This window comes from Pseudomonas syringae pv. coryli str. NCPPB 4273 (assembly GCF_000972175.1).
In the GTDB taxonomy this organism is placed as follows: Bacteria; Pseudomonadota; Gammaproteobacteria; order Pseudomonadales; family Pseudomonadaceae; genus Aquipseudomonas; species Aquipseudomonas syringae.
In genome coordinates, this window is record NZ_AWQP01000004.1 from 261,406 (window position 1) to 282,388 (window position 20,983).

19 protein-coding genes and 2 riboswitches are annotated in these 20,983 nt (G+C 61.8%); of the genes, 11 read left to right on the forward strand and 8 right to left on the reverse strand.

The window, feature by feature from the left end; genetic code table 11:
• Nucleotides 1–43 precede the first annotated feature (43 nt).
• Nucleotides 44–412, forward strand: coding sequence for an MmcQ/YjbR family DNA-binding protein (locus tag P406_RS03025; RefSeq protein ID WP_046235296.1), 369 nt, complete (start codon nucleotides 44–46; stop codon nucleotides 410–412).
• Here P406_RS03025 and P406_RS03030 read toward each other — a convergent pair.
• A complete protein-coding gene (locus P406_RS03030) occupies nucleotides 407–841 on the reverse strand; it encodes a DUF1294 domain-containing protein (RefSeq protein ID WP_046235297.1) in 435 nt (144 codons plus the stop codon). The genes P406_RS03025 and P406_RS03030 overlap by 6 nt on opposite strands.
• A complete protein-coding gene (locus tag P406_RS03035) occupies nucleotides 838–1,668 on the reverse strand; it encodes an undecaprenyl-diphosphate phosphatase (protein ID WP_046235298.1) in 831 nt (276 codons plus the stop codon). Before P406_RS03035 ends, P406_RS03030 begins: the two co-directional genes overlap by 4 nt.
• A 251-nt stretch (nucleotides 1,669–1,919) precedes the next feature.
• On the opposite strand from P406_RS03035, the gene pnuC reads away from it, so the two are divergent.
• Nucleotides 1,920–2,483 (forward strand): nicotinamide riboside transporter PnuC, encoded by a 564-nt coding sequence (gene pnuC / locus P406_RS03040; protein ID WP_046235299.1) that lies wholly within the window; start codon nucleotides 1,920–1,922, stop codon nucleotides 2,481–2,483.
• Entirely contained in the window at nucleotides 2,480–3,025 is a 546-nt protein-coding gene (locus P406_RS03045) for an AAA family ATPase (RefSeq protein WP_046235300.1), read from the forward strand. Before pnuC ends, P406_RS03045 begins: the two co-directional genes overlap by 4 nt.
• Here the strand turns inward: P406_RS03045 and P406_RS03050 are convergent.
• Nucleotides 3,002–4,327, reverse strand: coding sequence for a sigma-54-dependent transcriptional regulator (locus tag P406_RS03050; protein WP_046235301.1), 1,326 nt, complete (start codon nucleotides 4,325–4,327; stop codon nucleotides 3,002–3,004). The two genes, P406_RS03045 and P406_RS03050, sit on opposite strands and share 24 nt — an antisense overlap.
• A 328-nt stretch (nucleotides 4,328–4,655) precedes the next feature.
• Here P406_RS03050 and P406_RS03055 point away from each other — a divergent pair, with 328 nt between their 5' ends.
• Entirely contained in the window at nucleotides 4,656–4,922 is a 267-nt protein-coding gene (locus P406_RS03055; protein WP_046235302.1) for a hypothetical protein, read from the forward strand.
• Nucleotides 4,923–5,079: 157 nt separating this feature from the next.
• On the opposite strand, the gene P406_RS03060 is transcribed toward P406_RS03055, so the two are convergent.
• From P406_RS03060 to cobW, 4 genes are read right to left on the reverse strand one after another with little or no spacing between them, the layout of a single operon-like run.
• Entirely contained in the window at nucleotides 5,080–5,691 is a 612-nt protein-coding gene (locus tag P406_RS03060) for a vWA domain-containing protein (RefSeq protein WP_026175243.1), read from the reverse strand.
• Between the two features lie 53 nt (nucleotides 5,692–5,744).
• Nucleotides 5,745–6,779, reverse strand: a complete 1,035-nt coding sequence (locus P406_RS03065; RefSeq protein ID WP_080343771.1) for a magnesium chelatase ATPase subunit I — start codon at nucleotides 6,777–6,779, stop codon at nucleotides 5,745–5,747.
• Nucleotides 6,779–10,543 (reverse strand): cobaltochelatase subunit CobN, encoded by a 3,765-nt coding sequence (gene cobN / locus P406_RS03070; RefSeq protein WP_046235303.1) that lies wholly within the window; start codon nucleotides 10,541–10,543, stop codon nucleotides 6,779–6,781. The genes P406_RS03065 and cobN overlap by 1 nt, the downstream gene beginning before the upstream one ends.
• Before the next feature lie 3 nt (nucleotides 10,544–10,546).
• Nucleotides 10,547–11,611, reverse strand: coding sequence for a cobalamin biosynthesis protein CobW (gene cobW, locus P406_RS03075; protein ID WP_046235414.1), 1,065 nt, complete (start codon nucleotides 11,609–11,611; stop codon nucleotides 10,547–10,549).
• A 119-nt stretch (nucleotides 11,612–11,730) separates the two neighbouring features.
• Nucleotides 11,731–11,954, reverse strand: a riboswitch (cobalamin riboswitch).
• 58 nt (nucleotides 11,955–12,012) lie between these two features.
• Nucleotides 12,013–12,227: riboswitch (cobalamin riboswitch) on the forward strand.
• A 99-nt stretch (nucleotides 12,228–12,326) separates the two neighbouring features.
• On the opposite strand from cobW, the gene P406_RS03080 reads away from it, so the two are divergent.
• From P406_RS03080 to cobM, 4 genes are read left to right on the forward strand one after another with little or no spacing between them, the layout of a single operon-like run.
• On the forward strand, nucleotides 12,327–12,509 hold the full coding sequence (locus P406_RS03080; RefSeq protein ID WP_003342053.1) for a CbtB domain-containing protein: 183 nt from the start codon (nucleotides 12,327–12,329) through the stop codon (nucleotides 12,507–12,509).
• A gap of 10 nt (nucleotides 12,510–12,519) precedes the next feature.
• Entirely contained in the window at nucleotides 12,520–13,242 is a 723-nt protein-coding gene (locus tag P406_RS03085; RefSeq protein ID WP_003417353.1) for a CbtA family protein, read from the forward strand.
• Nucleotides 13,220–13,669 carry a cobalamin biosynthesis protein gene (locus P406_RS03090; RefSeq protein WP_003394736.1) on the forward strand — a complete coding sequence of 150 codons (450 nt, stop codon included), beginning with the start codon at nucleotides 13,220–13,222 and terminating at the stop codon, nucleotides 13,667–13,669. The genes P406_RS03085 and P406_RS03090 overlap by 23 nt, the downstream gene beginning before the upstream one ends.
• Before the next feature lie 32 nt (nucleotides 13,670–13,701).
• Entirely contained in the window at nucleotides 13,702–14,451 is a 750-nt protein-coding gene (gene cobM, locus P406_RS03095) for a precorrin-4 C(11)-methyltransferase (protein ID WP_046235304.1), read from the forward strand.
• A gap of 98 nt (nucleotides 14,452–14,549) precedes the next feature.
• Here cobM and P406_RS03100 read toward each other — a convergent pair whose 3' ends face one another.
• On the reverse strand, nucleotides 14,550–18,032 hold the full coding sequence (locus P406_RS03100) for an indolepyruvate ferredoxin oxidoreductase family protein (RefSeq protein ID WP_046235305.1): 3,483 nt from the start codon (nucleotides 18,030–18,032) through the stop codon (nucleotides 14,550–14,552).
• Nucleotides 18,033–18,205: 173 nt separating this feature from the next.
• On the opposite strand from P406_RS03100, the gene P406_RS03105 reads away from it, so the two are divergent.
• From P406_RS03105 to P406_RS03115, 3 genes are all read left to right on the forward strand, one after another.
• Complete coding sequence (locus P406_RS03105; RefSeq protein WP_002553253.1) at nucleotides 18,206–18,673, forward strand: Lrp/AsnC family transcriptional regulator; 468 nt, start codon at nucleotides 18,206–18,208, stop codon at nucleotides 18,671–18,673.
• Nucleotides 18,674–19,165: 492 nt separating this feature from the next.
• On the forward strand, nucleotides 19,166–19,717 hold the full coding sequence (locus P406_RS03110; protein ID WP_046235306.1) for a DUF4880 domain-containing protein: 552 nt from the start codon (nucleotides 19,166–19,168) through the stop codon (nucleotides 19,715–19,717).
• A 100-nt stretch (nucleotides 19,718–19,817) separates the two neighbouring features.
• Nucleotides 19,818–20,954 carry a M14 family metallopeptidase gene (locus tag P406_RS03115; RefSeq protein WP_046235307.1) on the forward strand — a complete coding sequence of 379 codons (1,137 nt, stop codon included), beginning with the start codon at nucleotides 19,818–19,820 and terminating at the stop codon, nucleotides 20,952–20,954.
• Nucleotides 20,955–20,983 lie beyond the last annotated feature (29 nt).

The following is a 20,983-nucleotide window of genomic DNA, read 5'->3' on the forward strand; positions in this document are numbered from 1 at the left end:
ATCGAACAGCTTACCGTGCGCCGTCAGAACCCAGGGAGCATCCATGCCAAAGAGCCCGCAAAAGACCCTGCACAAGGAAGACATCGCCAGATTCTGTCTCGACCTGCCGGGCGCGCGTGAAGACTACAAGTGGGGCGGCATACGGGTTTTTTCCGTCGCCGAAAAGAAAATGTTCGCGGTCATGGATCTGGTCGGCGAGGACCTTGCGTTCAAGGTCCACCCGGAATTGTTTCTGGGTTATGTGGATCGACCCGGCATACGACCTGCACCCTACCTGGCGCGTGCGCACTGGATAAGCGTGGCCGACCTGCAGACGCTGAGCGCCGATGAGGTGCGCGATTTGCTGACCCGCTCGCACCAGTTGGTGGTCGGCAAGCTGCCGAAACGGCAGCAGATCGGCATGAAACTATAACGGCAGCAGTTGCAAAAGCTGCTTACCCAAAAACAGCCAGTCAATCCACAGCGCCTGATGCACCAGCACGATCAGCCAGAACACGACCTGAAAAGACACCTTGCGGGTCTTGTGCCGGAACACCTGCTGCGCCAGCAGCGCGCCGGGCCAGCCGCCGAGCAGCTCGACGCCATGCAGGACGTTCTCCGGCGTGCGCTGGCCCGCGTTGCCGGCCTGTCGCTTGTCATGCCGGTAAAGCAAGAACGCCAGCAGACTCATGACGATCAGGACCAGCGCCGGAATCGGCGTGACTTGCCTCAGCCACAGCGACGCCGTGCCGTAGACCGGTAACGCACACAGCAGCAACAGTACCAGTACCTTCAAGCGCAGTTGCCGGACCGGCGGCCTGCCACGGCTGGCTATCCGTGACGACTCGCGATTCGCTGTCATGCCTTGGCCGATGCCCAGTCGATCCAGCCAAACTGCCAGGTCGCCAGAATCAGCAGGCCGAAGGCGATGCGATACCAGGCGAACACCGCATAACTGTGAGTGGCGATGAACTTGAGCAAACCGCGCACTGCGATCATCGCGAAGATGAACGAGGTAATGAAGCCGATGGCAAACACCGCGAAGTCGTCCGGGCGAAACATGTCACGGTACTTGTAGCCTGAATACACCGCGGCACCGACCATGGTCGGCATGGCCAGGAAGAACGAGAATTCGGTCGCCGCCTTGCGGGACAGGCCGAACAGCAGGCCGCCAATGATCGTCGAACCCGAACGCGAGGTGCCGGGGATCATCGCCAGGCACTGTACCAAGCCTATTTTGAGCGCATCGCTCCAGCTCATGTCATCGACGGTTTCGGTGCGCACGGTGTGCTCGCGGCGCTCGGCCCAAAGCATGATCACCCCACCGATGACCAGCGCCGTGGCCACGGTAATGGCATTGAACAGGTAGTGGTGAATGGTATCGGCGAAAATCACGCCCAGCACCACGGCAGGCATGAAGGCGATCAGCAGGTTGAGGGTGAAACGCTGCGCTTGTTGCTGTTTGGGCAGACCCACGACGACGTCGAGGATCTTGCGCCGAAACTCCCAGACTACTGCCAGAATCGCCCCCAACTGAATGATGATGTTGAAGACCATGGCGCGCTCGCCGCCAAAATCGATCAGGTCGGCGACGATGATCTGATGCCCGGTACTGGAGATCGGCAGGAACTCCGTCAGCCCTTCTACAACACCCAATATCAACGCCTGAGCAGCGGTCCAAAGATCCATCATTCCCCCATGAAGCGATGCCGCAGGCTCGCTGTTTAATGTTGTCGTGTAAAAAATGCTTGCCACTATGCCGCCACATGCCTGAACGAAGCTTGAAGAAACTCGCGCAAATGCAAGGCGCGGAATGCTAGCAGACCTGCAGGCACAAAGCCTGCTGACGTAAGCTCTGGCGCAACACAAGCTGCACGCCGCGCGCAGAAGCGCATACAATCGCCGGCCCCGCCCCTCACTACCCTCACCAAGGAGCCGCCATGTCCGGGCTTGAACTCTTCGCTGCCGCCATCGGCGTTATCGCGGTCTGGCTGACAGTGAAGCAGAATCCCTGGTGCTGGCCAATCGGCCTGGTCATGGTGGTGATTTACATCTGGATATTCTTCGACGTGAAGTTGTATTCGGACATGCTCCTGCAGGTCATCTACGCAGGCCTGCAGGTGTATGGCTGGCTGCAATGGACGCGGCACGGTGCCGGCCTGCCGGTCAAAGCCGTGACCACGTTGCAGAACGGTTCGGTGCTCAAGGGGCTGGCGATCGGCGCACTCATCAGCGTCGCACTGGGTGCCGGCATGGCGCATTTCACCGATGCGGCACAACCCTGGCTGGACGCCGCGCTGACCGGGTTCAGTCTGGTGGCGCAGGTCTGGATGGCGCAAAAACGCGTTCAGTGCTGGCCGCTGTGGATCCTGCTCGATGTGATTTTCGTCGGTCTGTTCATCTACAAGGACCTTTACCTGACGGCTGCGCTGTATGGCTTGTTCACCCTGCTGGCGGTGCAGGGCTGGCGCGAGTGGCGCAACGATCTGGCGCTGGCGCGATGAAAGTTCTGGTCCTCACCGGCCCCGAGTCCAGTGGCAAGAGCTGGCTGTCGGCGGAGATACAGCATAGGTTCGGCGGCCTGCTGGTCGGCGAATATGTGCGGTATTTCATCGATCAGCAGGGCCGCGATACCGATTACGCCGATATTCCGGCCATCGCCCAGGGCCAACTGGCCTGGGAGGACGCGGCGCGCGCCGCCGAGCCGCACCTGCTGATACTCGACACGCACCTGTTGAGCAACATGCTCTGGAGCCGCACGCTGTTCGGCGACTGCCCTGCGTGGATCGAACAGCAACTGCTGAGCCGCGCCTATGACCTGCACCTGTTGCTGTCGCCCGAGGGCGTTGACTGGATCAGCGACGGCCAGCGCTGCCAGCCGCAGCTGGGTGAACGCCAGGCCTTTTTCGGCGCCAGCCGGGAATGGCTGGACCACCACCGGCAGGCTTACCGGGTAGTGGGCGGTAACTGGGAGCAGCGCCGCGAACAGGCGCTGAGCGCTGTCTCGCAGTTGCTGGGCGACTCAGCGGATCTGGTGCTTGTGTAACAGCCGATAAAACGTCGGTCGCGAAATACCCAGCACTCTGGCCGCCACACTCAGATTGTCACTGTGGCGCGTCAACACATCGCACAACGCCTGGCGCTCGGCCCGGGACTTGTAATCCTCCAGCGTGCCCATGTTGCCGATGCTGTCCTCTTCGCCCAGCAGGCCCAGATTTGCCGCTTCTATCTGCCTGCCTTCGGCCAGCACCAGCCCGCGCCGAACGCGACCGGCCAGCTCGCGCACATTGCCCGGCCAATCGTGCTTGCCCAGCGCCACCAGCGCATCCTGACTGAAACTGCGCGCCCGCCTGCCGGTTTCCTGACTGTACACATGGGCGAAATGGTTAGCCAGCAAGGCCAGATCGCCATGGCGCTCGCGCAGCGGCGCTACGCCGACCTGCAGCACATTGAGCTGGTAATACAGATCCTCGCGAAAGCGCTTTTTGCGTACCGCCGTTTCAAGATCCTCCCGAGTGGCGGCCAGCACCCGCACATCCACTGCAATCGGTTCGCCGCCGTCCGCGCGCTCGATCTGCCGGTCTTCGAGAAAGCGCAGCAGGCTCGCCTGGGTATCCAGCGGGAGCTCACCGACCTCGTCGAGCAACAGCGTGCCGCCGTCTGCGGCTTCAAGCAGTCCGACCCTACGCTCCTGAGCATCGTCAAACGCGCCGTCCTCATGACCGAACAGCACGGTGTGGATCGACTGCCCGTCAGGCGCTGCGCAATCAACCACGATAAAGGGTTTGTCGCGTCGCAAGGACTGAGCATGCAGGCTGCGGGCGATCAGTTCCTTGCCCGTGCCCCGCTCGCCCCTGATCAGTACCGGCGAATCGGTGGGCGCCAGTTTGCTCAGCAGCCTGCGCAATTCACGGACAGGCCGACTGTCGCCGAGCAACTCGGGTTCCGCGCTGAACGGCGATGGCGAGCCCTGCACTGGCGGGCGTCCGGCAATAAACGCTCTATCGAGCGAGGCATACAGCCGACCGGCATCGAAAGGCAGCGTATGAAAGTCGAAAAACCAGCGGCAGACAAAATCGCCGATTTTCTCGCGCCGCAAATCACTGGCTGACAGCACTGCAATCCAGCGCACCGGGCTGTTAACGAACAGCGCCTCGAGCCTGGGCAAGTGTTCAAAATGATCGGACGTCAGGTGAATCAGGCCTACATCACAATCAGAAATGATTGCCGAACCCGATGGGCTTTCCTGCACCGTCCAGCCGGCTTCGATCAGAACAGGGATCAATGGATGACAGTCGTCACCGCCGTCGAGCATTAACAGACGTCGTGTTGGGGCCGATCCATGCATGAAGTTTCCTTGGCGCCCGGCGTATGGAGGGATTTTGAAAAGCTTTTATAAACAGTCTGTTGGCGAGCCCAATCATCACCCTAGCAAATATTTGACGCAGCGTTGTACCGTTTGGGTCTAACGCTCATAACCTGAAGTCATTAACGCGCCGCCTGCCCGACCCTTTTTGCCCGGGACATCCATGCGCGCGCCCGTCGAAAATAATTCGCAACTATTTTCAGTGAACAGTGTGACTCATGACCCCTTGTCGTTCATCAACACAAGTAACCAGCCGGACGGTTAGCCCGCCGCCGTGACTGAATTGATATGGGCACTTGAGGAAACGACCATGAACGCCCCACTGCGCTTCAACGATGCACTTCTGATCGCTGGACACGCTTTTGAACCCTTCCAGTGTGTTGCCTGGGCACCACAGGACGGTAACGGCGAACTGAGCCTGACGGTGATCGACCGCACCAGCAACCGTATTGGTCGCAAGCAGATCCCGAGCAGCACTTATTCCGACAAGCGCCAGCTGGCCAGCGCTCTGGAACAGGCCCGTGCAGAAATCAGCAACGAAGGCTACGACCTTGAGCCGTGGACCATGCCGACTTGATGGCTGACTGAGCGGACTCCCCGCTTCGCGTAATGGAAAACCTGTGGGATCGCCGCACTCGCCGCGCCCACAGGAATGTGTTCTCAGCGCCATGCTCTGCGCGCGCCAACCCTGCAGAGCATCGGCAAGAGAGCCGGGCCTGACGGGTTCCCCACCCTCAGACCCGCTTCAACTCATCGATGTGCCGGTACTCAGCCCCCAGACTCGATGCCAGTTCCCGCGCCCTTCCCAGGCGGATCGGGCCTTTCTCGATATCGATCAGCAAACTGGCGCAGTCGAACGCAGGCAGTGCCGGTAACGACTTGATCCGACCATCGGTCAGCACCAGAACCCGCTGCTGTTCGGCCGGATAGCGTTTTTGCCGTTGCGCCAGCCATTCAGCCGCCTGTTGCAGCGCTTCCGGCAACGGCGTACCACCACCAGCCCCCAGTGCATCCAGCCAGGGTGTCAATGCAGACGAGGCTTTCAGCCCTTGATGCTGCCAGCGTGGCGCAGTGCCGCTGGCGGTCAGCAAGGCCAGCCGAGCCCGGCGTCGATAGGCATCGTCGAACATCTGCGACAGTAGGCCTTTGGCCTGACTCAACGCCTGATGGCGGCGGGTAGACGCCGAGGCATCGACAATCACCAGCAATAACTCGCTGGGCCGGCTGCTACGCGGCTGACGCACTAGGTCCTTGTGGCTCTTCGGCTGACCGCGCAAAAAGGTCGGCAACCATTGCACCGGTCCATCAGCCCCGACACGCACAGCGCCCTGCCTGCCGCTGGCCAGTCGACCGGGACGGGGAATGGCATCCGCCCCCTGTGTGGTGCGGGGACGGATGCCTAGGGCTTTTTTGGCCAGCTCGGCACTTCGCGGCGTGATCCGGTCGTAACTGCCTGGGCGGGCAACTCACCCCAACTGCCCTGCCCGCTTTCAGGCTCGGCCTGTTTGCTGGACGAGCCTGGTGGCGGTGGCGGCGCCTCGGAATTCTGCGGCGGCGGAGAGGGCTCGCGGCGCCGGTGACGCAAGGCAAATTCGGCAACCGCTTCGATGTCCTGCTCTTCAATGTGCCCCGCACCGCGCCACGCCGCATGCGCGCGCGCAGCCCGCAGCCAGACCAGATCGGCACGCATGCCGTCGACACCTGCGGCAAAGCAGCGCTCGGTAATCATTGCCAGGGACTGGTCATCCAGTTCGATGCCCGCCAACAACTGACGTGCCTGCTCACAACGCCGCTTCAAGGCATCCTGCTGCGTTTGCCAGTGCTGGCAGAAGCTCTGCGGATCGCTGTCGAAATCCAGACGGCGACGGATGATCTGACTGCGCTCGGCAGGCAGCGTATGGCCGCTCAGGGCCACATTGAGGCCAAAGCGATCCAGCAACTGCGGGCGCAATTCGCCTTCTTCGGGGTTCATGGTGCCGATCAGTACGAAACGCGCAGCATGACGATGGGAGATACCGTCGCGCTCGACCAGGTTGACGCCGCTGGCCGCGACGTCCAGCAGCAGGTCGACCAGATGGTCGGCAAGCAGGTTGACCTCATCGACATACAGCACGCCACCGTCGGCCTTGGCCAGCACGCCTGGAGAGAAGCGCGCGCGACCCTCGCTCAGCGCGGCGTCAAGGTCCAGCGTGCCGACCAGACGCTCTTCGGTAGCGCCCAACGGCAAGGTGACGAACTGACCGCTGGCCAGCACATCGGCCAAACCACGGGCCAGCGTCGATTTAGCCATGCCTCTCGGCCCTTCGATCAACACGCCGCCGATGCGCGGATCAATGGCAGTCAGGCATAACGCCAGTTTCAGGTCATCGGCACCCACCACAGCGGCCAGTGGAAAATGCGGAGTTTCGCTCATCGTTGAATCAGACACGGTCATCAGTTCTCTTCTATGTCCAGGAGCAGGTCTTCCAGCGCCTGCTGATACTCGCCAGGCTCCTGCCAGAGGCCGCGCTGCTGGGCTTCAAGCATGCGCTCGGTCATGTCGCGCAAAGCATCAGGGTTGTGCTGGGCGATGAAGTCGCGAGTCACCGGGTCCAGCAGATAGGCGTCGGCGAGCAGCGCGTACTGGTGATCATCGATCAGCTCGGTGGTCGCATCGAACGCGAACAGGAAATCCACGGTCGCGGCCATTTCGAAAGCACCTTTGTAACCATGGCGCTTGGCCCCTTCGATCCATTTCGGATTCGCTGCGCGCGAGCGTATCACCCGGTTCAGCTCTTCCTTGAGGGTGCGGATTTTCGGCAGGTCGGGCTGGCTATGATCGCCATGGTAACTGGCGGTCTTCTGCCCGCTGAGGGTTTCAGAAGCGGCGAGCATGCCGCCCTGAAACTGGTAGTAGTCATTTGAGTCGAGCAGGTCGTGCTCGCGATTGTCCTGATTCTGTAGCACCGCCTGCACCTGAGAAAGCCGTTGGGCAAAGCGCTGGCGCGCGGGCGTACCTTCATCGGCAGCGCCATAGGCGTAACCGCCCCAATTGAGGTAAACCTCGGCAAGGTCGTCGCGGCTCTGCCACAGTCGGCCATCGATCGCGCCCTGTACGCCAGCGCCATAGGCACCGGGTTTGGCACCGAATATCCGCCAGCCGGCCTGACGCGCCGCCTCGTCTTCATTCAGGCCTTCTGCTATGAAGCCTTGCCGTTCTTCACGGACCCTGGCCGCCAGCGGGTTCATGTCGTCGGGCTCGTCAAGCGCCGCGACGGCCTGCACCGCAGCGTCGAACAGCTTGATGAGGTTGGCGAAGGCATCGCGGAAGAAACCGGAGACCCGCAGTGTCACGTCCACTCGCGGGCGGTCGAGCAGGCTGATCGGCAGAATCTCGAAGTCGTCGACCCGCTGACTGCCCGTCGCCCACACCGGACGCACGCCCATCAGCGCCATGGCCTGGGCGATGTCGTCACCGCCGGTACGCATGGTCGCCGTGCCCCACACCGACAGGCCCAGCTGGCGCAGGTGATCGCCATGGTCCTGCAGGTGTCGTTCCAGCAACAGGTTGGCGGACTGGAAGCCGATTCGCCAGGCCGTGGTGGTCGGCAGGTTGCGCACGTCCACGGTAAAAAAGTTGCGGCCAGTGGGCAGCACATCCAGGCGCCCCCGGCTCGGCGCGCCGCTGGGACCTGCCGGCACGAAACGACCACTCAGGGCGTCAAGCATGCCCTGCATTTCGCCGGGGCCGCAGGCATCCAGACGCGGCGCGACGACGTCACGCAGGCTGTCGAGAATCTGGGCCAGATCATCGTGCGCCGGCAAGTCGGTCAACGCTTCGCCCTGCGTGACGCGTTCGATAAGGCTGGCGGCGTAAAGCTCCAGCCGCTCGCGCGCATCACCCGCACTGCGCCAGGGGTCGCTGCTCAGGGCCTGCAACGCAGCGGGGCGCGGGCCGGTCCAGGGTTCGGCCAGCTCGCAGTTCAGCGGGTCGAAGTCCAGCTCGAAAGCCTTGCTCAACGCGCGCAACAGACTGGACTGCGCGCCACGCCCGTCACCGCGCGGAATACGCAGCAGGGCCAGCAAGGTGTCGATGCGCAGGCGACCTTGCGGCGATTGACCGAAGATATGCAGACCATCGCGAATCTGCGATTCCTTCAGGTCACACAGGTAAGTGTCCAGACGTGGCAGCCAGAGCGCCGCGTCGGCATCGCTGTCGAGGTTCTCGCCCAGCGCCAGTTCGCGGTCGATATGGGTTTCACGGACCAGTTCGAGAATGTCACGCTGCAGCTCGCGTGCGCGGCGCGGATCGAGCATTTGCGCTTCGTAGAATTCGTCGGCGAGCAGTTCCAGATTACGCAACGGGCCGTAGGTCTCCGCGCGGGTCAGCGGCGGCATCAAGTGATCGATGATGACCGCCTGAGTGCGCCGTTTGGCCTGTGCGCCCTCGCCCGGGTCGTTGACGATGAACGGATAGATGTTCGGCATAGCCCCCAGCACCGCGTCCGGCCAGCAGGTTCGCGACAGCCCCACGCCCTTGCCGGGCAGCCACTCGAGGTTGCCGTGCTTGCCGACATGCACCACCGCATGCGCGCCGTAGGCTTTGCGCAGCCAGAAGTAGAACGCCAGATAGCCATGGGGTGGAACCAGATCCGGGTCGTGATACACCGCGCTCGGGTCAACCTGATAACCCCGCGCCGGTTGAATGCCGATGAACGTGAGGCCAAAGCGCAGTCCGGCGATCATCATCCGGCCGCTGCGAAACATCGGATCGGTGTCCGGCGTGCCCCAACGGGCGTTCACCGCATCGCGATTTTCCTGCGGCAGTTCGTTGAACGCTGCCAGGTATTCCTCCAGCGCCATGCTCTGCTGACACGGGCGTTGGTCGATACTGTCCAGATCATTGGTCACGCCGCCCAGCAGTTGCTGGATCAGTTCGGTGCCAGTGTCCGGCAACGGCGCCAGCGGATAGCCCTCGGCCTGCATGGCGCGCAGGATATTCAGCGCCGCAGCAGGCGTATCGAGCCCCACACCATTGCCGATCCTACCGTCGCGAGTCGGGTAGTTGGCGAGGATCAGCGCCACGCGCTTTTCGCCATTGGGCAGGCGCGCAAGCTCGATCCAGCGCCGCGCCAGTTGCGCGACGAAATCCATCCGGTCCGGCTGGGCGCGGTAGCAGACCACGTCTGACTGGCTGCGCTCACTGCGCCAGGCCAGGTCCTTGAAGCTGATCGGCCGACTGATGATGCGTCCGTCCAGCTCCGGCAAGGCAATGTGCATCGCCAGATCTCGAGCGCCAAGGCCCTGTTCGCTGGCCTGCCAGGCAGGCTCGTTGTCCTGCGCACAGATGGCCTGAATGACCGGTACGTTGCGCCGGAACGGACGCAGATGCGGCGCTTCCGGACTCGACTGAGCGAAACCGGTGGTATTGAGAAGCAGCTCGGTTTCAGCCTCATCCAGCCAGTCCTCCACCTGAGTGAAACAGCCGGGTTCCTTGAGGCTGGCCACGGCAATGGGCAGCGGGTTGATGCCTTGCGCCTGCAAGCGCACACAGAACTCGTCGATGAAACCGGTATTGGCGGCCTGCAGGTGCGAGCGATAGAACAGCAGCGCCACCACTGGCTGCTCGGCAAGCCAGTCTGCCTGCCAATCGGCAAGCTGCGCGCTTGCCAGGCGAGGATGGTAGATGGCTGTGCGCGGCAGCGGCGCGGGCTCGGCCCAGGAATAATCGCGGTCCAACCAGCGACTGGCCATGCAGTTGTACAACTGCAGCGCGTTCTGCAGGCCACCCTGACGCAGAAACTGCCAGAGTCGGTCGCGTTCTACGGCAGGCACGGTGCTCAGATCACTCAGTTCCGGATCAGGACGGTCATCACCGGGCACCAGAATGACCTGAACGCCGCGTGCCGCGAGCTCCATCAGCCGCTCGACGCCGTAGCGCCAGTAGCCGATACCGCCGTGCAAAGAAATCAGAATGACCTTTGCGTGACGCAGCACTTCATCGACGTACAGGTCGACAGAGGCGTGATTCTGGACCTGCATCGGGTTGGCCAGACGCAGGCTGGGGTAGTCGTCGGGGAGCTGCCGGGCGGCTTCGGCCAGCAGCGCCAGACTGGAGTCGCCGCTGCAGAGAATCACCAGCTCGGCCGGGGTCTGGCCCAGATCGGCAATATTGTCGTCAGGTACGAAACCGCCGGGCTGGGTTCTCAGTAAATGCATGGGTCAGCCGACAATCGCAGCATTGAGTTGCGCTTGCAGGGCTGCGGCATCCAGCTCCTGACCAATCAGCACCAGGTGCGTGGCACGCTCTTCATCGGTACGCCAGGCGCGGTCGAAGTGCTTGTCGAAACGCGTGCCGACACCTTGAATCAGCAGGCGCATCGGCTTGCCGGGAATGGCCGCGAAGCCCTTCACACGCAGAATGCCGTGCTGCACCACCAGTTGATTCAGTGCATCGAGCAGGACTTTCTCATCGGCTTGCGGCAGTGTCAGGGAAATCGAATCGAACGCGTCGTGATCGTGGTCATCATGATCGTCATCGTCATGGTGATCATGGTGGGTCTTGCGAGCATCGATATGCAGTTCGGACTCGGCACCGACACCCAGCAGCACGCTGATCGGCAGGCGACCACTGCTGGCTTCGATCACCTTGACCGCAGGCGGCAGCTCCTCGGCAACTTCGGCACGCACCGTCGCCAGACCTTCGGCGTCGATCATGTCGGCCTTGTTGAGGATCACCAGATCGGCGCTGGCCAACTGATCGGCAAACAGTTCGTGCAGGGGCGACTCGTGGTCCAGGTTCGGATCGAGTTTGCGCTGCGCATCGACTTGATCCGGGAAGGCAGCAAAAGTACCAGCCAGTACCGCCGGGCTGTCGACCACCGTGATCACCGCATCGACCGTGCAGGCGTTGCGGATTTCCGGCCACTGAAAAGCCTGGACCAGCGGCTTGGGCAGCGCGAGCCCCGAGGTTTCGATCAGGATATGGTCCAGATCACCACGGCGCGCGACCAGTTCGCGCATGACCGGGAAGAACTCTTCCTGCACGGTACAGCACAGGCAGCCATTGGCCAGTTCGTACACTCGGCCGTTGGCTTCTTCTTCGGTGCAGCCGATCGTGCACTGCTTGAGGATTTCTCCGTCGATGCCCAGCTCGCCGAACTCATTGACGATGACCGCAATGCGCCGCCCTTCGGCGTTGTCGAGCATGTGCCGCAACAGGGTGGTCTTGCCCGAGCCGAGGAAGCCGGTGACGATGGTGACGGGAAGCTTGGCCAGTGTTTTCATCAGGTGCCCTTTGGCAATGCGGCGGGCAAACAGGACGAGAGCCGCATGCAGGACACGCAGATCGGATCGCCACCGGATCACCCCGCCCGGTTGTAGTGAGAATTCTCCAGGGCCGCAGCACGTGTGGCCCGTTCGAGGCAGGTCTCCTGGCTCACGGCGGCGTGCGGCAGGCAGTGAATAATGTGCCGACACGCATTCATCGCGCCTTCCCGCCGCAGCAGTGGCTGTGCAATGAACATGACCGTTTACAGTTGCGGGGGCAGCTGCGGCTTATACCGCATTCCCGTCTTAGCTCCACTGGGTGATGTTTTACCCGGGGAGAACCTCGAATCAGCAAGGCTACGCAGTGACTGCAGAGAGGTCAATCGTTCAGATTGACGCTGCCCCGCCGCCCATGCTCTCCTGTGCGCCTTGTTTCGGGTGCCCCTCACGGGGTGAAACGGGAAACCGGTACGCTCGCGTTGTCGAGCAAGTCCGGTGCTGCCCCCGCAACGGTAAGCGAGAGTAGGTCTGATCCACTGTGCCGCTGGCATGGGAAGGTGACCTTGCAGGCTTTGACGCACTGACGTCCTGGCCCCTCGCGAGCCCGGAGACCGGCCCGATATGCTTGCAATGACAAACCCGCGGTGGGCGGGCGCAGTTGAAACCTCCGGCGTCTGCCGGCAGGTTCTTTTGCGCGTGGCCCACTTGCCGATTACCAACAAGAGGGAACGCCATGTCGACCATCAGCAGCCACGCCGCCGCGCCCAGCTCTACACGCACTCAACGCCTGACAGCCGCCATCAGCGCTGCGCTTCTCGGCGCCTGCCTGGTGTACTTCGCCGGTTTCTCGCACATCGCGGCCGTGCACAACGCGGCACACGATACCCGTCACAGCGCTGCCTTTCCTTGCCATTGAGGGCCACACAATGTTCAAGCGAATTGCCTACACCGCAGGTTTCACCGGCCTGCTCGCCGCCCTGTTGCTGACCCTGCTGCAAAGCCTGTGGGTGGTGCCGCTGATCCAGCAGGCCGAGACCTACGAAAACGCACCTGCCGAGCAACTGCATCAGCACGCGGACGGCGCGATGGCCGAACACAGCCATGCCCATGAAGAAGCGGCCTGGGAGCCCGAAAACGGCTGGCAGCGTGTGCTGTCCACCACCGGCGGTAACCTGGTGGTCGCGGTGGGCTTCGCCCTGATGCTTGCCGGGCTTTACACCCTGCGGGCGCCGGGGCGCACCGTGCAAGGCGCATGGTGGGGGTTGGCCGGTTTTGCCGTGTTCGTGCTGGCCCCGACCCTTGGGCTGCCACCCGAACTGCCAGGCACAGCCGCCGCCGAGCTGAGTCAGCGGCAACTGTGGTGGCTCGGCGCTGCCGCGTCGACTGCCGCCGGGCTGGCCTTGCTGGTGTTCGGTCAGAACTGGCTGCTCAAAGCACTGGGTGTGGCGATTCTGCTGGTCCCGCATGTGCTTGGCGCGCCACAGCCGCTGGTCCATGAAAGCCTGGCTCCCGAGGCTCTGGAATCGCAGTTCATGATTGCCTCGCTGCTGACCAACGCGCTGTTCTGGGTCGCGCTGGGATTGATCAGTGCCTGGCTGTTCCGCAGAAACGATGTGCACACCGACAATGTCGACCTGCATCAGGCCTGATCCAGCGACCCTTCAACCTGGCGCACCTCTGGTCGCCGGGCTGGGCTGTCGGCGCGGCTGCTCGGCTGCGCTGTTGCGCGATCTGCTTGAGCAGAGCCTGCAGGCACTTGAGCTGGACATTGGTCGGGTGACCGCACTGGCGTCCATCGACCTGAAAGAAACCGAGCCCGGCCTGCTTGAGCTGGCCGGGCAACTGGCAGTGCCACTGGTGTGCTTCAACGCCGCGCAACTGGTGGCGTGGGAACTGCACCTCACGCACCGTTCTGCGCAGGTGTTCCAGAACACGGGCTGTCATGGCGTCGCCGAGGGCTCGGCCCTGGCACTGGCGGCACAACTGGGAGACGGTACGGCCACCCTGCTGATCGAACGGCAGAAAAGCGCGCAGGCCACATTTGCCTTGGCAATCAGCCCTGCGCACAGCGGATAATCTCCCCGCGCTCACTCACCCCGGAGAATTCATTGACTGTCTATTTCATCGGTGCAGGCCCTGGCGATCCGGAGCTGATCACCGTCAAGGGCCAACGCCTGATTCGCAGCTGCCCGGTCATTATCTACGCAGGCTCGCTGGTGCCCCTCGCCGTGCTGCAAGGTCATCAGGCCGTGCAGGTGACCAACAGCGCCGAACTGCATCTGGAGCAGATCATCGAGCTGATCAAGCATGCACACGCACAGGGCCAGGATGTGGCGCGCGTGCATTCCGGAGACCCTAGCCTGTATGGCGCTATCGGCGAGCAGATCCGTTACCTGCGCGAACTCGACATTCCGTTCGAAATCATTCCGGGGGTGACCGCGACCGCTGCCTGCGCTGCATTGCTGGGCGTCGAGCTGACCCTGCCGGACGTTTCGCAGAGCGTGATTCTGACCCGCTATGCCGACAAGACCTCAATGCCCAGCGGCGAGGAACTGGCCAGTCTGGCCAGCCATCGGGCAACCATGGCGATTCATCTGGGGGTGAACAACCTGCAACGGATCGTCGAGGAGCTCATGCCACATTACGGCGCCGACTGCCCGATTGCCGTGGTGCACCGCGCCAGCTGGCCGGATCAGGACTGGGCCGTTGGCACGCTGGCGGATATTGAGGAAAAGGTACAGGCCAAGGGCTTTCGCCGCACGGCACTGATTCTGGTCGGACGTGTACTTGCCGATGACACCTTCAGCGAGTCCTCGCTGTACCGCGCCGGGCATGCCCACTTGTTCAGGCCGAAGTAGTCAGTACCGCCATGATGATCGCAGTAACGAGCGGCGACGCATGGCGTGATGAACAGCGTGCCAACGCTGGGCTGGCACGCTGATCGGTATTGCCCTCCTCAGGCAGCCGCCTCATACAGCTTCGGCGCGGCCACTTCGCCGCTTTCCAGGCTCTTGCGCAGAATATCGGCCTGCACGGCAGCCGCTTTCATGGCGCTTTCCTTGATGTAGCCATAACCGCGAATGCGTTCCGGCAGGCGTGCCAGACTCAAGGCGGTGTGGCGATTCTGCGTCTGAAGGTGCTGCAGGATCAATTCGACATCGCTGACATAGCGGTCAATCAGCGCCCTCTCCTGCTGACGCTCAAGGCTGCGCCCGAACGGATCGAGCGCCGTGCCACGGAGGAATTTGAACGTCGCCAGCACATCGAACGCGCGCAGCATCCACGGGCCAAAACTACGTTTGCGCGGCAGGCCAGTGTGCGGATCGCGCTTGGCCAGCCACGACGGTGCCAGATGAAACTCCAGCCGGTAGTCGCCTTCGAACTGCGCTTGCAACTGGCGGGTGAAATCGCCGTTGCTGTACAGTCGCGCCACTTCGTATTCGTCCTTGTAGGCCAGCAATTTGAAGTAATTGAACGCCACAGCCTCGGTCAGCGTCGGCTGCTGACCGGGAAACGCCCGCGATTCGCTTTCGCGTACGCGCTGTACCAACGCCAGATAGCGCTTGGCGTAGGCCGCGTTCTGGTACTGCTTCAACGCGTCGACATTGCTCTGGATGCGCTGATCAAGGTCCATCGGTTGCGGCTCGCTGACCTTGTCTTGTGGGTTGACGAAAGCCTCCACAGCGGCGGGATCATGCGCGGTACGACGCCCCCAGAGAAACGCCTGCTGATTCAGGTTGACCGCTACGCCGTTGAGTTCGATGGCCTTCTCGATGGCCGCCGAGGTCAATGGAATCAGGCCTAGCTGGAAGGCATAGCCGAGCATGAACAGGTTGCTGGCGATACTGTCACCCATCAGCCGGGTGGCCAGTGATGTGGCTTCGACAAAGTGGGTCTTCGCCGCGCCGACCGCCTCGATGATGGTCTGCCTCATGGCTTCGGCCGGAAACACGGCATCCGGATTGCGCGTGAACTCGGCGGTCGGTGTTTGCTGACTGTTGACCACCGCATGGGAAATCTTGCTATCGAGCTTGGCGATCGCGTCCGGGCCGGCAGCCACCAGCAAGTCACAGCCGAGCAGCAGGTGCGCTTCACCGGCGGCGATACGCACGGCGAACAGATCCTCCTGGCGCGCGGCAATGCGGATATGGCTGACCACCGGACCGAATTTCTGTGCCAGACCAGCCTGATCGAGCACGCTGCAGCCCTTGCCTTCCAGATTCGCGGCATAGCCCAGCATCGCGCCGACGGTGGTCACCCCTGTGCCGCCGACACCCGGCAGGAGAATATTGAACGGCCTGTCGAGCGACGGCAGTACCGGTTCCGGCAGACGCGCGAATGCTTCGACCTGCGTGGGCAACGCAGGCTTGCGCAGTTTGCCGCCATGCACGGTGACGAAGCTCGGGCAGAAACCCTCGACGCAGCTGAAATCCTTGTTGCACGCGCTCTGATCGATTTCGCGCTTGCGCCCCTGCGCCGTTTCCTTGGGCAGCACAGACAGGCACCCGGATTTGACCCCGCAATCGCCGCAGCCCTCGCACACCGCCGGGTTGATCAACGCGCGCTTTTCCAGATCGGGCATGGTGCCGCGTTTGCGACGGCGGCGCTTTTCAGTGGCGCAGGTCTGGTCGTAGATGATGACCGACACGCCTTTGAACTCGCGCAATTCGCGCTGCACGCTGTCCAGATCACGCCGATGATGAAAGGTGGTAATCGGCGCGAAGTCCTCACGACTCGGGTATTTGTCCGGCTCGTCGGAAACCAGCGCGATGCGCTGCACGCCTTCGTTGAACACCTGACGGCTCAGTTGATCGACGCGCAGCACGCCGTCGATCGGCTGGCCACCGGTCATGGCCACCGCATCGTTGTAGAGAATCTTGTAAGTAATGTTGACCTTGGAGGCCACCGCCGCACGCAGCGCCAGGTGCCCCGAGTGAAAATAGGTGCCGTCGCCCAGGTTCTGGAAAACGTGCGGGGTTTCGGTGAACGGTGCCTGACCGATCCAGGTCACGCCCTCGCCGCCCATCTGGGTGAACGTGTCGGTTTCGCGGTCCATCCAGATGGTCATGTAATGGCAGCCGATCCCGGCCAGGGCGCGACTGCCCTCCGGCACCTTTGTCGAAGTGTTATGCGGGCAGCCGGAGCAGAAATGCGGGGTGCGCTGGGTAGTAAACAGCGGCGCCTGCAGCGCTTGCTCCTTGTCGCTGAGAAACTGCAGGCGCGCTTCGATCTGCGGGCTGCTGTAGAACGGCGCGAGGCGTTTGGCGATCACCCTGGCAATCATCGCCGGGGTCAGCTCGCTGAGGTTCGGCAGCAGTGAGCGGCCCTGCTCATCGAACTCGCCGACCACCACTGGCCGGCGCTCCACAGGCCAGTTGTAGAGCTGACCGGTCAACTGGTCTTCAATGACACTGCGTTTTTCCTCGACCACCAGAATTTCGTCGAGCCCTTCGGCAAAATCGTGCACCGACACCGGCTCCAGCGGCCAGCTCATGCCGACCTTGAGCACGCGAATCCCGACCTTCTCGCACAGCTCCTGATCGATACCCAGCTCTTCGAGAGCCTGACGCACGTCCAGGTAGGACTTGCCGGTGGTGATGATGCCCAGCCGCGGTTGCGCAGAATCGATCACCACCTTGTTCAGCTGATTGGCACGGGCGAAGGCCCTGGCCGCGTAGATCTTGTAGGTATTGAGTCGCGCCTCCTGGGCCAGCGGCGGGTCCGGCCAGCGGATGTGCAAACCGCCTTCGGGTATATCGAAGTCGTCAGGGATACGGGTTTTGATCCGCAATGGATCGACTTCGACCACCGCAGAAGAGTCGACGTTCTCGGCAATGGTCTTCATCGCCACCCAGCAACCGCTGTAGCGCGACAGCTCCCAGCCAATGATGCCGTAGTCGAGAATCTCCTGAACATTACTGGGGTTGAGCACGGGGATCATCGAGGCGATGAACGCATGCTCACTCTGGTGAGCGATGGTCGATGATTTGCAGCCGTGGTCGTCGCCCGCCAGGATCAGCACACCACCATTGGCCGCAACACCGGCTGAGTTGCCGTGCTTGAAGACATCACCGCAGCGATCCACACCCGGTCCCTTGCCGTACCAGAGAGCGAACACGCCATCGTACTTGCCATGCGGGAACAGGTTGACCTGTTGACTGCCCCAGACCGCCGTGGCGGCCAGTTCTTCGTTGATGCCCGGCTGAAAATGGATGGCGTTTTGTTGCAGGTAGTCCTTGGCGTCCCAAAGGCTCTTGTCCAGATTACCCAGCGGCGAGCCGCGGTAGCCAGAGATAAACCCGGCAGTGTTCAGGCCCTGCGCCTCATCGCGCTGCTTTTGCAGCATCGGCAGGCGGGTCAGGGCCTGCGTGCCGGTCAGGTACAGATTGCCGGTGGCAAGCCGGTATTTATCATCCAGACGAATATCAGCCAGGGACATGCGAATACCTCTCTTGTTCTTATAAGGTCAGGTCTTGTACGCCGGGACGGTCCTGCCCGGCAGCCTTGCAACTAGACTGCCAGCAGCAAAGAGGCTTTTTCTTTCTAAATGCGCGCAAATCTGCTGATATTCAGCATGCTTTTTTCGGCCAGAACAAAAAACAAGGTCAATTCATGCAGCCAAAATTGAGCCCCATCGATCGCAAGATTCTTCGTCTGCTGCAACATGACGCCAGCCTGTCGGCCGCGGAAATCGCCGAACGGGTCGAGCTGTCGCAATCGCCCTGCTGGAGGCGTATTCACCGGCTTCAGGAAGACGGGGTGATCGAACGCACGGTCGCCCTGCTCAGTACCCAGAAGCTGGGGCTGAGCATGACGGTGTTCGTCGAGGTCAAGCTGTCAGGCCATGGTCGCCGCTATCTGGCCGAGTTCGAGGAGGCAATCATCGGCCACCCGGAGGTGCTGGAGTGCTACACGATGGCCGGGGGGATGGACTTCATGCTCAAGGTGGTGGCTCAGGACATCGCCAGCTACGAACGCTTTCTACGCGATCATTTGCTGCAATTGCCCCACGTCCACGAGGCCCATTCGAACATCGCGATGAGCACGGTGAAGCGCACCACGGAGCTGCCGCTGGACTAGACGATATCGGGGAGAATCGAGAAAAGAAAATCCGCCGAGCGAGCGCTGGCGGATTATCGGTATCAATGAGGGCAATAAAAACATTTGACTTGCAAATGATAATGATTATTATTGCATCAGCGGGTCGCGAGACTCGCTGGATAACCCGGAAGTCTTAGGTCGGCTTCCTGATTATCTCCTCATCAGGCTAATCACGGTTTTTGACCCGGCTTATCGCCGGGTCTTTTTTTGGTTCTTTCTTTATGGTTTCGCTGCTTCAGGCTAATGAAGTCTGGGTGTTGCGCGGTGTGTTGCAATGCCGTGGATCATAGCAAAGGCGCCTCGATCAAGGCCATGCTTTTAGGGCAAAAACGCCTGGATGCGGCAGATAAAACGTAAATGCTGGGACTTTTCACTTGAGAATGATTCTCGTATTCACTAGTCTACGCTTGTCACGGACGCTACCCGACACCGCAAGGAAGACTCCCATGGACGACCAGCGAGCGATACATCATGAGTAATCAGCTCTCGTCTCTACTGCACCTCCCCGCCCGCCTGCCCGAGCCGCAACCCACGCTGCAGGCGATCGAACTCGGCCACCGACTGGGCAAGCTCTCGCGCCGGACCCGGCAGATATTCCTGCTCAGCCGACTCGACGGCCTGGCCTATGCCGACATTGCAGCCTTCATGAGCGTCGACATCGCGCGGGTAGAGCGTGCGATGCTTCGCGCGCTTGGCAAGGCCTATGTGCCAGGCGCGGCAGACACCACAAGCCCTGCCATTCAGGCCGCTATTCAGGATCAGGCCAGCCGCTGGTATGTGCACTTGCAGAGCCCTGCGGCAACCGCCAGCGAACGCATCGAATTTCGCCACTGGCTGGACGCCGATGCCGCGCACCTTTCGGCCTTCCAGAACAGCGAGCGTTTGTGGCGTCAGTTGCAGGCACCCGCCTCGTTGCTCGGCGCATCCGGCTGGCATCGACGCAAGCGCCGCGTGTATCTGGTCTGGTGCCTGCTGACCGCCTTCATCTGCAGCCTGATGGTCACAGCCGAGGCCATGTCCTGACGCGCAGATGACCGTTGCAGTGAAGTTTACGTCGCAGGACGCGATGTCGATCGGTGTACAGTAGCGGCCTGAAAAGGCATCTACGCAGCAGGCATCTATCTTGACTCTCACTATCGGTTCAGATTTCGACAGCGGCAACATTCAGGTTCTCGACGCAAGTGACCCGGCGCATATCCGGCTGGCGATTCGGCCCGACACGAAAAGCGCGCATTTCCAGTGGTTTCATTTCCAGGCAGACGGCCTGAACGTTGGCCAGACCTATGGCTTCAGCCTGACCAATGCCAGCGAATCCACCTTCAACCGTGCCTGGACCGGCTACAACGCCGTGGCGTCTTACGACCATCAGAACTGGTTTCGGGTAGCGTCGGATTTCGACGGCAAGACGCTGAATTTCAGCCTGGCCGCGGAGCAGCCGCAGGTCTGGTTTGCGTACTTCGAACCCTACAGCCGTGAACGCCATGACTGGCTGATCGAACAGGCGCAGGAAAAAGCCGGTGCACAGTTGCTGGCTGTCGGCAAAAGCGTCGAGGGCCGGGATATTCAGCTGCTTCGCAAGGGTGACGGTGCCGAGGGCAAACGCAAGATCTGGATGATTGCCCAGCAGCACCCTGGCGAACACATGGCCGAATGGTTCATGGAAGGCGTGATCGAACGCCTCCAGCAAAAGGATGACGCCGTGCTGCAGCAACTGCTGGCAGAGGCGGATGTGTATCTGGTACCCAACGTCAACCCGGACGGGGCCTTTCATGGCCACTTGCGCACCAACGCCAACGGCAAGGACCTCAATCGTGCCTGGCAGGACAGCACCGAAGCGCTAAGCCCGGAAGTGTCCTTCATCAGGCAGCAGATGGAAAAATACGGCGTGGACATGTTCCTCGACGTGCACGGTGACGAGGAGATCCCCTACGTATTCACCGCCGCCTGCGAAGGCAATCCGGGGTATACCGCACAGCAACGCCAGCTTGAAGAGCGCTTTCGCAGCCGCCTGTGCGAGGTCAGCGACAACTTCCAGACGGTTCATGGCTACCCGCGCGGCGCACCCGGTCAGGCCAACATGAACCTGGCCGCCAATGCAGTGGGCGAACGCTACAAGTGCCTGTCATTGACCCTGGAAATGCCATTCAAGGATCACGACAACGCGCCAGACCCGGTCACCGGCTGGTCAGGCAAGCGCTCTGCGCAACTGGCCGGGGAAATACTGACCGTGCTGTCCGAGATGGTAAAAGAGCTTCGCTAAGGGCACTGCTGCCTTCAGGCAAACCGAAA